The following is a 12400-nucleotide window of genomic DNA, read 5'->3' as shown; positions in this document are numbered from 1 at the left end:
GGTGCATGTGGCCTGTATAACTTTTCAGTAAAAGTATTTCGGCTGATAGGCTCATGATTTCAAGTTATTTTTAATCAATTAAAAACACCGTTTACGGCCATCATCTTATGAAAGGAATAAGCTATGGGTGCTTATTCCTGGTGGGTGTGATTAGTGCGGTTCTACGTCATACGTGTTTTCATTTTCTTTAAGTCTGGCTTTTTCACGCTTCAGTCTTAAACGCTCTTGATGTTCCCTGTACAGGTTGGTGAGTTGACCGACTGGCAAATGTAGAAACTTTAGATCAATGTTTCTTACCCAGCTATTAACAGCAAACTTTTTGCTTTTTTTAACGTCTGGTATTTCGTAATGATCACCCTTGATTGCGCCTTTTACGGCATTTAACACGAGATCCGCGGTAGCTTCATTCCAGCACTTGAATAATTTAATGCCTTTAAACGCCTTATATTTAGCTGGTACTTTTTCACTGTACTTAAACAGCTCTCCAGTAGATGTCACGGCGATAAACCAGTCACAACGGACAAGCTTCATCGTTTCTATACGTTTTAATTCGTTTTTTTCTCTTTGTTGTTCTATAGCTTGCATATTTGCAAAGCCGAATAGGTCAAGGTTGTCAATTTTCATAGTAGCCATTTGCATTTTTAATACCTCTCAATGAACGTTCGGATCTCAAAAAACCTAGCATTGGTTGGTCAATGCTAGGTGTTGTGTTTATTGGTCTTCAGGCATCATAAAAGTAATGATAGGCTCACCATTCACGCCAGGCCCAACCGTAGCAATATTGGTGATTAAGGTGTCAGAAAAGGTATGCGGTGTATCTTGTAGAGCATATTTAAACTTAACGCTTTGGTCATTAAGTGCAACTGAACCACGAACGCTCATGTTCAACATATCAAAGATGGTATATCCCATTAAATCATTGATTTTTTCAGCATCAGCTTCCGTACCATTCGGAAAAATTGCTTTTGCAGCTGTCAGGTGCTTGTTATACAAGTTGCTTGTAATATAAACAGGGAACTTATAGAACTGTTTGCAATCTTTGGCATGTTCTTCTTTATCGCTAAGGCAAAGAATCACGCCCTCTTCTAAAGCGTCTTGTAAAGAAAAAACAGTGATGACTTCAGCACCAGCGAAAAAATTATTCATAATAGCTACTCCAAGTTTTAAGCAATTGCTTTTGATGTTTTAATTATAATAAATTCATAAACCTTAAAACTTTTTTTTAAAAAAAAGATAGTATCTATTCAGGTTTAATAATTATAATTAATATAGCTTTTAATATATATTTGAGGTTTTAGGTGGTACTAACAGGAACAATTAAAAATTATAATATTGAGCGTGGTTTTGGTTTTATATCCACGAGTAATTTTGGTGATGTATTTTTCCATATTAAGGATTTTCAGAAAGGTGAACAGCCAATACCAGGTCGAGAGGTTTATTTCGAGGTAGTTAAAAAAGAAAATAAAAATAGGGCAATCCATGTTTACTATTCCGACCATGAACAAACGCAAGATAAGCAAAAACCATTGCCAATATATCTATGGATAATTTTTATTAGCATAGCTATTGGGGTGGCATATCTAGGTAGCATTCAATTAAAGAAATATCTATATAAAGATAATCAAACTACAAATGCTATATATCAAAAGCCAGTAGCCTATAAATGCGATGGTCGTAAGCATTGCTCTCAAATGCGATCTAAAGAAGAAGCTGATTGGTTTGTGAAAAACTGCCCAGATACCATGATGGATGGTGACGGCGATGGCGATGCTTGTGAAAATGATTCAAGGTGGTAGTTGTATAGTTTCAGACAATAAAAAATGAGCTATTAATACTTAATTAATAACTCATTCCTTAGGTTGATTTTAGATTTCTGCCAGTGTTTTACCGTCTTGTAATTCATTAATCTGCGCCAGTGTGACAGCTTGAGCGTCATATTCTTCTGTCACATACGATACAATTTCTTCTATTGAGCATTCACCAACTACACCCCAAAGCACAAAATTGGTATGGGTTTTTTCATTCCAGATCTGCTCAACTTGTTCTAGATCCAGATGCCCAATACTCACCAAAAGGTCATAAGCCAATGCCCAATTTTCGTAACGGCTGACAGATTTATCAATGATAGGATCATCAGACATTAAATAGGTCATCATTGCCTTAGCTTTACAGAACTTTTGCATTGTTTCGTTTAAAGTTGTCATAAACATCCACCTTCCTGATTTTTTTATGCTTCGTACTGTTTGAGCGTTTTGGTAAATTCTGACAACACGCCCATTTTTTCCAAAGCTTGTCCACCATAAATAATGTCATGTGCCAAAGCGACACCTTGCTTGTAGCTTGTGGTTAGACCAGAAACATAGATACCCGCACCCGCATTAAGTGCAATCATATTAGCCGCTTTTTCGCCTTTGTCTGATTTGTTTTTGCCTAATGCATCTTTAATCAGATTCAAGCTTTCAGCTGGGTTTTCTACAGTCAGTCCTGTTAAAGTTTGAGATTCAATCCCTACGCTTTCTGGCGTAAGTTCCCATTCGGTAATTTCACCCTCTTTGAGTTCTGCAACATAAGTGCTCGAAGCAAGACTAATTTCATCTAAACCATCTTTAGAATGCACCACCATGACATGCTCAGCACCAAGCTGTTTCATCACTTCTGCGATCGGGCGGCATAATTCATTGCTAAATACACCAATCACAAAACGCTTTACACCAGCAGGGTTGGTCAATGGCCCCAGCAAGTTGAAAATACTGCGAATACCCAGCTCTTTACGTGGTGCAACTGCATACTTCATGGCTGTGTGATGATTCGGTGCAAACAAAAAACCTACGCCCATTTCACGAATACAGCGTTCAGTTTGTTGCATATTTAAATCAAGATTAATTCCTGCTTGCTCAAGCAAGTCAGATGAACCCGAATTAGTTGAAACACCACGGTTACCATGTTTGGCAATGGTTGCGCCTGCAGCTGCAATTACAAAAGCAGAGGCGGTAGATACGTTAAATAGGTTTTGACCATCGCCACCTGTACCTACAATATCCACAAGGTACGGAATATCGCTGACATCAATTTTGTTGGCAAACTCACGCATTACACGTGCAGCAGCAGTAATTTCATCAATGCTTTCGCCTTTTAAGCGTAAGCCCATCATCAATGCACCAATTTGAGCGTCTGTTGCTTCGCCCGACATAATCGCGCGCATTACATCTTCCATTTGAGGCTGAGTCAGGTGAATTTGTTTTGTAATATGGTTCAGTGCTTGTTGAATATTCATGTGATTTGACTCGCTCATTATGCGTAAATTTCCAAAAAGTTTTTAAAGATTTGATGACCGTGTTGGCTCAGGATCGATTCGGGGTGAAATTGCACGCCTTCAACTGGTAGAATTTTATGCTTCACACCCATAATTTCTTCCATCGAACCATCTGCTTCTTTGGTCCAGCATGTCACATCCAGACAATCTGGCAAGGTTGCTTGATCAATCACCAAAGAGTGGTAACGGGTTGCAGAAAATGGTGAAGGCAGATTGCTAAAAATACCTGTATTGCTGTGGTACATATCGGATAAACGACCATGCATCACGGTTTTAGCGCGCACAATGTTTCCGCCAAAGGCTTGTCCGATACTTTGGTGTCCTAAACACACGCCCAGTAACGGAATTTTGCCTGCAAAATGCTGAATTGTAGGAATGGAAATCCCTGCTTCAGATGGGGAACAAGGGCCTGGGCCAATCACTAAATACTTGGGTTGCCATCGCTCAATATCTTCTAATGTCACGGCATCATTACGAACGACTTTTACTTCCTGATTTAACTCGCCAAAATACTGGACGATGTTGTAGGTAAAAGAGTCATAGTTATCGATCATTAAAAGCATGAGCTAACCTATTGAAAATTAAACACTTTAAGTGCTAAAGAGTCTGGGGTAATTTGCTTTATTCCGGCGCCTATAATGAGAAAGGACTTTATTTTTTCTTGTCGAAAAGAAGGTGGAATAAGGAAGCACTGATCATCATAGCAAATAATAAGCATTTTCTGCTGACTATTTATATGATAATCCCTGTTAAAGCTTATCAGCGCATTCATCATTTCAAAGCTTGTTGCGCATTATTCAGGTTTGGTCGGAAAGAAAAGATCATTTGATCAAACTGGGTCATTCAGCAGTCATATTTTAGCTTCACACTTAAGATAGCATTAAAAAATGCGCCAAAAAGTAGCATCCTGACGCATGCTATTGTGGCTCAAGTCGGTTGGTTTGGTTGCAGCGTTTCGATAGAAAATACAAATCCGCAGTATAGGTATTTTCAATCGGGTTGCTCAAAAGAATGCAGATTTAGAATTGTTAAACGATTTTATTAGACTTCCTTCATAAATCAAAAAACGTACAATTTATTTGATCTTAAATTAATCAGCAAAATTATTTAATTCAAGGGATAATCCTTGGATGAAATTCAAAGATATTCAAAAATTATCAGACGTTAAGTTTCGTAGGCTTACCGGTGTTAGTTGGGCTACATTTAACCTCATGCTGGCCGAGATAAATAAGCAGTTACCCCGTCATATTGGTAAAGGACGACCGCATAAATTACCGTTGGAAGATCGTTTGCTCTTATGTATAGAATATTGGAGAGAAAATCGAACATTTTTCCATCTTGGTATGAGTTACGGTGTATCTGAAACGAGTGCAATTCGTATCACACGTGTTATTGAAGATACCTTAATCCGTTCTGGAAAATTTAACTTGCCAAAACAACTTCCTAATCGAGATGAAGTGGATTGGGAAGTTGTTGTGATTGATGCAACTGAAATATTAGTTCAACGTCCAAAAAAAACAGAAGAAATGGTATAGCGGTAAAAAAAAGCGACATACCTTTAAATTTCAGCTATCTATGCACTATACAACAGGTGAAATACTGAGTGTATGTGGAAGTCATGGAAGCATGCATGATTTTAAAATATTTAAAAAAAGCATGAGGAAATTAAAATTTAAGCCCTTTTTTATCGTTGATAAGGGGTATTTAGGGATAAAGAAATTGGGTTTTGGATGCCTCATGCCATCTAAAGCAAAGAAAACTGAAAAACTAGATTCTGAATTAAAAAAGTTAAATAAAGAGATTGGTCGTAGACGAATTCAAGTAGAGCATGTATTTGGAAGGATGAAATGTTTTAAGATTTTATCTTGTGTATATAGAAATCGTCGTAAACGATTAAACCTGCGGTTTAATTTACTTGCTGGCATATACAATTTAGATTGGGTGAAAGATAAACTATTAAATTGATTGAAAAATGATTTATGAAGGAAGTCTATCATCTCATATTGATTGGTTTAAAATCATTTTATGCTGACAGGTGGTGTCAAAAACTTATTCAAAAACAAAATTATTCCAAACCATTTTTAATCAATTAAAAAACATCGCTTGCGGTTTTCATCCTAAAAAGGTGCCAAATGGCACCCTAATTTACAGCGATCCACAACCCTCCTTGTTGAATGCGCCTGGTGGAACCGTCCAGTTATCCGTGAACACTGGTAGGTAATAACTTTCAATTTTGGACTGTACCAGTGCTTCCATATCCTGAATGTCGAATGGCTCAATGCCATTGCTCAGACTGACGACATCGAGCTTTGAGCGACTGATCGTACAGTCAAACTTTTGTTCATAACCAGCGATCAGCTGAGCGCGTTCAGGGTAGTAGGTGCTGATGGTTGACCAGATTTTAGGACTGTTGAAGATACAGGTCATGCATGAGCTACGGCCCCAACCTAAGCGATATGGCACTGGTGGCGTAACCTTGTACTTCTCCAGTAACGCCCATACTTGCTCTTCAGTGAAGTGAAGCACGTTCTTCCACCAGTCAACGCGTCTTGCTTTCTTACCGCTTCTACGGTCGCATGGGTGCGGTTCTAGCTGGTTGTACTTACTGCGGTTTGGTGACTCTTCACGGCGTTCACCAGTGATAAAACAAATGTTCTTGCCGTCAAAGCGTTCTTGGTTGTTCAATGCTCTGCGTCCGACATCGATCTTTAACGCTGAAGAACACCAGCGCGTCATGAGGCTGGCTGCTTGTTGTGGGAACTTCAAGCGTGTGCCTGGTTTACTGCGGTTGTTGTCGCGTTCAAGCTTAATTAAGCCCTCTGGTGTTTCTACGAAGTGGGGTTTTGAGTAGCTGTTTTCTTTGAGCATTTCGCCAAGGAAACCGCCCTCGAGCCAACTGAAGTACAATGGTGTGTCGAATGCCTGAGCGAATGCTTTGGTATAGTTTTCCATGAACACCCAATCCATGAACGGCTGGTTTTCTTCATCAATTTTGTGGTGCCAAAGCTCAATTTTGCTTTTATCTACTCCAGCCTCCAGTAAGCGCAAATACGCTGCAATCGAATCCTTACCGCCACTTAAGCAGACAATAAAAATGTCATAGATACTTAGATCGATGTCTGGTGCTTCATGAAAAACATGCTCAGCCAGTTCTTTGTTTAGATCGGTACCAGACAGCAACTCCAGTTGCCCGGCTATTGTTGGGATGATGACTTGATCATCGTACTTATGCGCTGTATTCATTCGACTTACTCCAGATTTAAGGCTTTGTGCCTTGCTTGCTATGGATTAAGTATAGAGGGGTGTACCAGGGGAAAAACTTTTCTCAAAATTTAAAAATATTGAAAATATTTTAACCAATTAAAATCATCGTAAGCGGTTATAACGTCTAGCAAAACGGCATTGCGCCGTTTCGGTGGTTACTTATATTTTTGGATGATGCGTTCAATAAATCGAATCATTGTGTCCTTATCAATTTTGGCCTGGTCGTAATTGTCATAGCTAAACATCACCAAAGCATCTTCCTGAGTGATGCCAAAAAACTCACGTACTGCTTTCCACTGGTAAACGACTGGTACAGTGACAACAGGCGCATCTTTTAGCTCTTCATTGCTGAGTATTTTTTCATACATGAAGATTGGCCCAACAGAACCATGAAAATTGAAACCTAGATTTTGGAAATACTCGACAGACGTAGCCCAACCAATCAGGCATCCTACAATATTTTTATCTAACAATTCTTCAGTGGTGAAACCTGAAAAGAAATCGGTGTGTTGTTCTGTATGGCTTGCGTCATAATCACGCCAAATGTCGAAATCAAAGCTTTCATCAGGAATGACCTCGATCACTAGCTCAATCAGCTTTTCTAAACGCTCAACGGTCGTTGCTTTGTTCATATCTGCTCCAAGTTTTAGGCGGTGTGCCAAAAGGGGTAGCGGTACATACTGGCGCACGTACCGCTGTTGGACTTACAAATCCAGTTGAATTAAGAACAGTGGTAAAGGTGCATCACTGTCTTGTGTAATGAGCATAGGCAAGAAGAAACTAAATCCCTCAAAAAACACGCCCATGTCGTAATCATCTTGAAAATAAAAGGGCTGTGAAGTGATACTGACATTCTCAATAGCACTAATTAGTGCCTCGATGTTGGTATGTTTTGCTGTATCGATCACATACACACGAAACCCGGCTTCTGTGGTGTTCGGTATCTGTTGTACTTGCTGTGGCAAGTAAAAGCCAAGTTCGTTGATGGCACTGACGAGTTGCGGATTTTCAATTGTCATGGGTAGGTTTCCTTATTGAACTGCTTTTGCGTTATTTAAATTTTGCAATGCGATGTGCGTTAAACGTTGATTAATGATTTCGTCATACGGCGAAATGAAATCCTCTTGCCAGTTATGCATGAGATATTCGATCGGGTATGTTTCCAGATATTCTTCTAATGCTTCATTCGGCTTAGGAACGAAAGCTAATGGCTCTTTAATGTTGTAATTGCTGGCGATGTATTCCAGTGGATCACAATCACCTGGTACGTTGACCGTAGCAATAAACTCAAGATAAGCACCATCGGGGAAAAACTTATTGAAGCAATCAACCACAACAGATATTTCACGGACTTCATCATCATTTAAAGTGAACTCACGGACTTCTTTATCCAGTGCAACAATTGAGCTAGATAACAAATGGTCAAGGTCTTGTGGACGGATGTTTACACGATCAATAACATGGTTGATATGATCAATAATCTCGTCTTTGATTGGGTCTTCAAAAGCGTAGTTGCTCTCAAAAATAATATGATCGACATCTTCATAATTGAGTCCAAAAAACTCACGTACTGCTTCAGAACCGCGATAAACAACATTTGTTTTGAGTTCTTCATAAGTGAATGGTTCACCAGTATTCGCACGGAATGGTGCATAAAGGGGAACGCCGTCTAACATCATGAAGTTAAGTCTTTTAAATGTTTCATCAGCTGTCGCCCAACCTATGACGCAACAATTAGCATCACTATTTATAAGTTGAGCAAAAGTCATATTGTCGGTACCAGGGATCGTGCGCCATAAATCCAGATCAAAACGCTCATGTGGTACTTGCTTGATGATATTTTTTAAATGATTTAGCTTATCAAGTTGATTCATTACAGGACTCCAAGTTTTAAGCAATTGCTTTCGATAGAGCCATTTTATTTAAAAAATACTAATGAATAACTTTATTGGAATTGATTAACCGACCTAAAACACGTAATGGATATTTGAAATATTTTTAATCAATTAAAATCATCGTATACGTTTTAAGCCATGCTTAGACGGCGTATATACCGGTCTATTTTTCTAATGCAAAAAAAAGAGTACTTAAGTTCGGACTTAAATACTCTTAATGAGTTGGGGCATTATTTCCGATTGGCTAAGTTGAAAAATAGTGAATACATTGCATTCTTAAATAACCAAAAGGTGAGGGGATTATCCGCTTCATCTTTAGACTGGTGGCGAATGATATTCCAGTTGAAATACTTTTCTGAATAGCCCATGTGAGTGACATAAGCAAAATTACGAACGTCATTTTCTGAAACGTATTGGAATGCTTGTTTAAGCTCATTTTGGGCGTTTTGTTCGCCGTCATGGTCAAAAGCATCAGCTTCTAAGATAAGTTCGCGCATGCCGACCATAGCAAGGTATATGACTGCTTCAAAGTCATAGTTCATCATGCGTAGGAAGTGTTTTTTCAAAAAGGCTTCGTCAATGTGTTCAACTTCTTTGTAATTTTTAAGTGCGCTTAGACCATGCTCACCAAAGATATATTTAAGTACACGAAATTGAGCGCATAACGGCAAGTTTTCACCCTCCACATGTGAGCAAAGGGCGGTGTAGCGGTTCATGTCGATGACTGAGCTTAGAGATTGTTTTAAAGCGCCTAATAGCATTGTTATATCCTTTTTCGGGTTTTGTTTATTGTATGGTGTACGGTTAAGCAAGAAATGTGTTAACTAAATGAGTTGTGTCATGGTGTTGAGATAACTTTTCGGCATCCATGTCGTTATGTTCTTCATAGATAGTTTTTAAGGTTTTAATGGTTTCATGCATCAAGGTTTCATGATGCTCAGTATTGAATTTGAACTTGTGGCACTCTTTAGCAAGGGATACACGAACTTTGAATTTTTCTAAAAATTCGATGGTTTTATTGGTGGTGTCACTTTCACATCCAAAGTAACAAACATTATCAATATGCAATGCGGTTGTTTTCAGCATTAATGGATTTTTATCAAACACAAAATAAGCAAAAATGCAGCTTTCTCGACTGTTGTAAGTAATGTAAGACTTCTCAACATTAATTGCGTCCACTGATTTAAACCAAACAACGCCATCGTCATAGGTTTCAGCATGGCTTGAGAAAAGCATATAAATTAAGGTGTCGATAATTTCTGCGGTGCTGTTGCCGATAATTAAATGATTCAGACTTGAATCACTTCCGTTTGTAAATTGGTATTGAGCGACCACTTTATTTGCAAATTGATGTGCTGCGTTATTCATTATTCATCTCCAAGTTTCGGACAATATTTTCCTAAGGTTTTATTTTAATCTGAGTCACTTCATTAGAAATTTTTCTCAAAAAAAAAAGATTCTTTTTTCAAGAATCTTTTAATCAATTAAAAGCCATCGTATACGGATTAATCTAATTATCCGTAACTCGGTGAATCATCATCATTTGATTTATCCTGGTCATTTTCCTGTTCTTGCTCTTGTTCTTCCGTATTTTCAAGCTTCAGGACTAGATCGTATGGTTCAATGATACTGTCCATGACTTTTAAAAGGTAAGAGAGGTCTTGTTCCATCGGTTCTAGGTTTTCATAGTTTTCACCGACATAAAGCTCTTGATCTGTCAGTGAACGTTTAAACGCATAGTTCCAATCTGATACGGCGACCTTGCTATATACCATGGTGTAACCAGCATCATTCGCCAGCTGGTTCATCATCAGTTTTGCAGCGCGACCGTTACCCTCTTCAAAAGGGTGAGCTTCATTTAACTTGGCATAAAGCTGAGTGAACTCTTGCACAAACTGGTCTTTGTCCAAACCTTTCAGGTGGTCTTTTTCTTTAACCGCCTGTGAGAACTTATTCAGTTCATCAGGGATCAGGTTTTTATCTAGGAAATGACCGATTTCATAATTACCGTTCGGGTCGATCGCACGTTTAGAAATGTCGTCCAGACGCACTTCTCCAGCCCAATCGTAAATATGCTCAAAGATTTTTTCATGGATTTTAGAGAGGTGGTCGAGATCATAATTGCCACGTAAAGGCGAAATTTCCATTTTCGCTATTCGATGTTCCGTGATTTCTTTTTCCAGTGCCTTTTTATAGTCGCCTTGCGCTTGGCAACTGGTAGGTTGAGATAAGATGTCTTTTGCATCTAAATAAAACTCAAGTTTATCGTCCATATTGTTCTACTTATGAGTGATTGGGTTTGGTAATCCGCTGTAAGCTAGATTAGGTTGTATTCGCGATGATTAGGCTTTGTTTTTAAGTGCATTCCATTTTTTCATCAATGCAGCTTCTTCCTCGTCAAATGTTGTTTGACCAGTTGCTAAGCGCTCCATACGTGCGTTTGATGATGCTTCACATGCTTTAACAATGTGAGGGGAGAACTCTTGAGCTACATTGCCTTGAGCAGAACGGTATGCAGCACGTACACGGTCTTCGTATTTCACTTCTTCAGACATATCGGTTTCCTGTATCAACAATCTGTAAATTACAATAATTGTAACCCCAAACAAGGGGGCGATTCTTGCTAAATTGCGTATAAACAATCTTATTGGTATATACCGATTAACAAAATCAAATAAGATTAAAATTCCAAAAAAATCAAATATCGTATATTAAGTATATAATTTAAGTATATACAGGAAAGTCGTTAAACATGAACGTATTCAAAACACTAAAACTATCTGCAGTTGCAATAATCTCAGTGTCTATGTCGTGCGCTGTTTTAGCTAATAGTTCTTTAAATAACCTGAATACAAACAGCTTAAAATCTGCTGTTGCGCTTTCTCCTACTGCTGAAAACAAACGTAAAGTTGAGCGTTTGCTTAACACTAAAACACCGTACCAGATTGAAACTGGTGCGGTACTTAAAAAAGTGAAGTATTCAAAACACTTTAATATGAACGTTCAGATGTCTAGCAAAACTGCAGATAAATACTCTTCTGATGAAACTGACTCTTTAAACCGCTTTGTGAATGAAAAGATTCATCCGTTTTATTGCTCTGTATTCGCCAATGCTCCAGTTAAACCAGATCTGTATGTAGACATCGTGGACAATCAGGGTGAATCATTCTTTGGAAGTGCTGAGCGCTATTCAGATACTTGCCAATAGTTTTAAGGGCTAAATATTACATAGATCTGTTAACGCCGTTTTAGGCAAAAAAATAGACCGCTTAATTGCGGTCTATTTGTTTTTATACTGGCACCTAAAACCTTATGGAAAGGTCTTAGGTAGCACCGCTGTATAGCCTACGATCTTGCGTATTTTGATCTGCATATCAAGATGCAACGGCTGTACTGTCAAACGATTGAAGTAAGACTTAATCTCGCGCATCCACGCATGGAAACGATCATCACAATGACGCATAAGCTTCTTAAGGTGATTGCGGTCAGCTTCTTGTAAGAAACTGAGTTCTCTGTCGATTGACCAAAGATCAATATCCTGATCATTTATACATAACAAGTACTGCGTATCAACGACCAATGAAGATACCAACTTGCCTTGGTCTTGCTTGTAGATCAGCTCAAAATCAACTAGTGCATCTAAAGCGCCGTTGATGTTTTCGATTTGAATGTCACGGCGTAAACGTACTGGTAGCTCCAGCAGTACAGTATTCTTATTTGACTGGTAATAATCAGCACGGACTTGGCTATCCCATGCAATATTTTCAAACATAAAATTTTGAAAAGAGGTGAGAGAATCTTCTTGTAGACCGACAACTTTTGTTTTAGATAAGATTTCAAAGTTCATATAATTTCTCCAAATGGTGAGCATTGAGCTCATACATTCATTATATTTCACTGTACCTTTTCAAAACTTTTTTCAAAAAAT

Annotated in this window: 17 protein-coding genes and 1 pseudogene; 4 read left to right on the top strand and 14 right to left on the bottom strand. The window is 38.4% G+C overall.

Features of this window, described 5'->3' with window-relative positions:
* Positions 1-150: 150 nt before the first annotated feature.
* Positions 151-639 (bottom strand): hypothetical protein, encoded by a 489-nt coding sequence (locus HYG93_RS14060; RefSeq protein WP_005006043.1) that lies wholly within the window; start codon positions 637-639, stop codon positions 151-153.
* 72 nt (positions 640-711) lie between these two features.
* On the bottom strand, positions 712-1146 hold the full coding sequence (locus tag HYG93_RS14055) for a DUF6573 family protein (protein WP_005006045.1): 435 nt from the start codon (positions 1144-1146) through the stop codon (positions 712-714).
* A gap of 152 nt (positions 1147-1298) precedes the next feature.
* Here HYG93_RS14055 and HYG93_RS19695 point away from each other — a divergent pair, with 152 nt between their 5' ends.
* Positions 1299-1796, top strand: coding sequence for a cold shock domain-containing protein (locus HYG93_RS19695; protein WP_005028541.1), 498 nt, complete (start codon positions 1299-1301; stop codon positions 1794-1796).
* 69 nt (positions 1797-1865) lie between these two features.
* Here HYG93_RS19695 and HYG93_RS14045 read toward each other — a convergent pair whose 3' ends face one another.
* The 3 genes from HYG93_RS14045 to HYG93_RS14035 are packed head-to-tail and all read right to left on the bottom strand — an operon-like array spanning position 1866 to position 3876.
* The gene (locus tag HYG93_RS14045; RefSeq protein WP_151837695.1) at positions 1866-2204 is read right to left on the bottom strand and encodes a hypothetical protein; all 339 of its coding nucleotides are present in this window, start codon (positions 2202-2204) and stop codon (positions 1866-1868) included.
* Positions 2205-2227: 23 nt separating this feature from the next.
* The gene (gene trpD / locus HYG93_RS14040) at positions 2228-3274 is read right to left on the bottom strand and encodes an anthranilate phosphoribosyltransferase (RefSeq protein WP_125269118.1); all 1047 of its coding nucleotides are present in this window, start codon (positions 3272-3274) and stop codon (positions 2228-2230) included.
* A gap of 17 nt (positions 3275-3291) precedes the next feature.
* Entirely contained in the window at positions 3292-3876 is a 585-nt protein-coding gene (locus HYG93_RS14035; protein WP_213070257.1) for an aminodeoxychorismate/anthranilate synthase component II, read from the bottom strand.
* 648 nt (positions 3877-4524) lie between these two features.
* On the opposite strand from HYG93_RS14035, the gene HYG93_RS14030 reads away from it, so the two are divergent.
* Both HYG93_RS14030 and HYG93_RS14025 read left to right on the top strand, forming a co-directional pair.
* Positions 4525-4848, top strand: a complete 324-nt coding sequence (locus HYG93_RS14030) for a transposase family protein (protein ID WP_178962569.1) — start codon at positions 4525-4527, stop codon at positions 4846-4848.
* A 37-nt stretch (positions 4849-4885) separates the two neighbouring features.
* Positions 4886-5278, top strand: a pseudogene (locus HYG93_RS14025) (transposase family protein); the annotation flags it as partial.
* A gap of 180 nt (positions 5279-5458) precedes the next feature.
* On the opposite strand, the gene HYG93_RS14020 reads toward HYG93_RS14025, so the two are convergent.
* The 8 genes from HYG93_RS14020 to HYG93_RS13985 form a co-directional block, all read right to left on the bottom strand.
* A complete protein-coding gene (locus tag HYG93_RS14020) occupies positions 5459-6556 on the bottom strand; it encodes a phosphohydrolase (protein WP_125269093.1) in 1098 nt (365 codons plus the stop codon).
* A gap of 176 nt (positions 6557-6732) precedes the next feature.
* Positions 6733-7209 (bottom strand): hypothetical protein, encoded by a 477-nt coding sequence (locus HYG93_RS14015; RefSeq protein ID WP_005006052.1) that lies wholly within the window; start codon positions 7207-7209, stop codon positions 6733-6735.
* Between the two features lie 72 nt (positions 7210-7281).
* Complete coding sequence (locus HYG93_RS14010) at positions 7282-7596, bottom strand: hypothetical protein (RefSeq protein ID WP_044111919.1); 315 nt, start codon at positions 7594-7596, stop codon at positions 7282-7284.
* Positions 7597-7608: 12 nt separating this feature from the next.
* On the bottom strand, positions 7609-8451 hold the full coding sequence (locus tag HYG93_RS14005; protein WP_077169165.1) for a hypothetical protein: 843 nt from the start codon (positions 8449-8451) through the stop codon (positions 7609-7611).
* Positions 8452-8702: 251 nt separating this feature from the next.
* A complete protein-coding gene (locus HYG93_RS14000; RefSeq protein WP_024160755.1) occupies positions 8703-9233 on the bottom strand; it encodes a hypothetical protein in 531 nt (176 codons plus the stop codon).
* A gap of 43 nt (positions 9234-9276) precedes the next feature.
* Positions 9277-9840, bottom strand: coding sequence for a hypothetical protein (locus HYG93_RS13995; protein WP_057694171.1), 564 nt, complete (start codon positions 9838-9840; stop codon positions 9277-9279).
* 146 nt (positions 9841-9986) lie between these two features.
* Positions 9987-10745, bottom strand: coding sequence for a Fic family protein (locus HYG93_RS13990; RefSeq protein ID WP_024160753.1), 759 nt, complete (start codon positions 10743-10745; stop codon positions 9987-9989).
* A 69-nt stretch (positions 10746-10814) separates the two neighbouring features.
* Positions 10815-11027 carry a hypothetical protein gene (locus tag HYG93_RS13985; protein ID WP_005006071.1) on the bottom strand — a complete coding sequence of 71 codons (213 nt, stop codon included), beginning with the start codon at positions 11025-11027 and terminating at the stop codon, positions 10815-10817.
* Between the two features lie 197 nt (positions 11028-11224).
* On the opposite strand from HYG93_RS13985, the gene HYG93_RS13980 reads away from it, so the two are divergent.
* Entirely contained in the window at positions 11225-11680 is a 456-nt protein-coding gene (locus HYG93_RS13980) for a hypothetical protein (RefSeq protein WP_024160752.1), read from the top strand.
* Between the two features lie 102 nt (positions 11681-11782).
* On the opposite strand, the gene HYG93_RS13975 is transcribed toward HYG93_RS13980, so the two are convergent.
* Positions 11783-12319: a hypothetical protein gene (locus HYG93_RS13975; RefSeq protein ID WP_024160751.1), complete on the bottom strand. Its 537-nt coding sequence runs from the start codon at positions 12317-12319 to the stop codon at positions 11783-11785.
* Between the last annotated feature and the right edge of the window lie 81 nt (positions 12320-12400).

This window comes from Acinetobacter sp. SwsAc6, from assembly GCF_013391565.1.
Taxonomy (GTDB): Bacteria; Pseudomonadota; Gammaproteobacteria; order Pseudomonadales; family Moraxellaceae; genus Acinetobacter; species Acinetobacter cumulans.
This window is presented reverse-complemented; position numbering and strand designations above follow the sequence as displayed.

Bases quoted from the DNA above. Each gene is read 5' to 3' on its own strand.
- trpD (WP_125269118.1), bottom strand. From the start codon at position 3,274: ATGAATATTCAACAAGCACTGAACCATATTACAAAACAAATTCACCTG.
- HYG93_RS13975 (WP_024160751.1), bottom strand. From the start codon at position 12,319: ATGAACTTTGAAATCTTATCTAAAACAAAAGTTGTCGGTCTACAAGAA.
- HYG93_RS14005 (WP_077169165.1), bottom strand. From the start codon at position 8,451: ATGAATCAACTTGATAAGCTAAATCATTTAAAAAATATCATCAAGCAA.
- HYG93_RS13985 (WP_005006071.1), bottom strand. From the start codon at position 11,027: ATGTCTGAAGAAGTGAAATACGAAGACCGTGTACGTGCTGCATACCGT.
- HYG93_RS13980 (WP_024160752.1), top strand. From the start codon at position 11,225: ATGAACGTATTCAAAACACTAAAACTATCTGCAGTTGCAATAATCTCA.
- HYG93_RS14030 (WP_178962569.1), top strand. From the start codon at position 4,525: ATGCTGGCCGAGATAAATAAGCAGTTACCCCGTCATATTGGTAAAGGA.
- HYG93_RS14010 (WP_044111919.1), bottom strand. From the start codon at position 7,596: ATGACAATTGAAAATCCGCAACTCGTCAGTGCCATCAACGAACTTGGC.
- HYG93_RS14045 (WP_151837695.1), bottom strand. From the start codon at position 2,204: ATGACAACTTTAAACGAAACAATGCAAAAGTTCTGTAAAGCTAAGGCA.
- HYG93_RS14055 (WP_005006045.1), bottom strand. From the start codon at position 1,146: ATGAATAATTTTTTCGCTGGTGCTGAAGTCATCACTGTTTTTTCTTTA.
- HYG93_RS14015 (WP_005006052.1), bottom strand. From the start codon at position 7,209: ATGAACAAAGCAACGACCGTTGAGCGTTTAGAAAAGCTGATTGAGCTA.
- HYG93_RS14000 (WP_024160755.1), bottom strand. From the start codon at position 9,233: ATGCTATTAGGCGCTTTAAAACAATCTCTAAGCTCAGTCATCGACATG.
- HYG93_RS13990 (WP_024160753.1), bottom strand. From the start codon at position 10,745: ATGGACGATAAACTTGAGTTTTATTTAGATGCAAAAGACATCTTATCT.
- HYG93_RS13995 (WP_057694171.1), bottom strand. From the start codon at position 9,840: ATGAATAACGCAGCACATCAATTTGCAAATAAAGTGGTCGCTCAATAC.
- HYG93_RS14035 (WP_213070257.1), bottom strand. From the start codon at position 3,876: ATGCTTTTAATGATCGATAACTATGACTCTTTTACCTACAACATCGTC.
- HYG93_RS14060 (WP_005006043.1), bottom strand. From the start codon at position 639: ATGCAAATGGCTACTATGAAAATTGACAACCTTGACCTATTCGGCTTT.
- HYG93_RS14020 (WP_125269093.1), bottom strand. From the start codon at position 6,556: ATGAATACAGCGCATAAGTACGATGATCAAGTCATCATCCCAACAATA.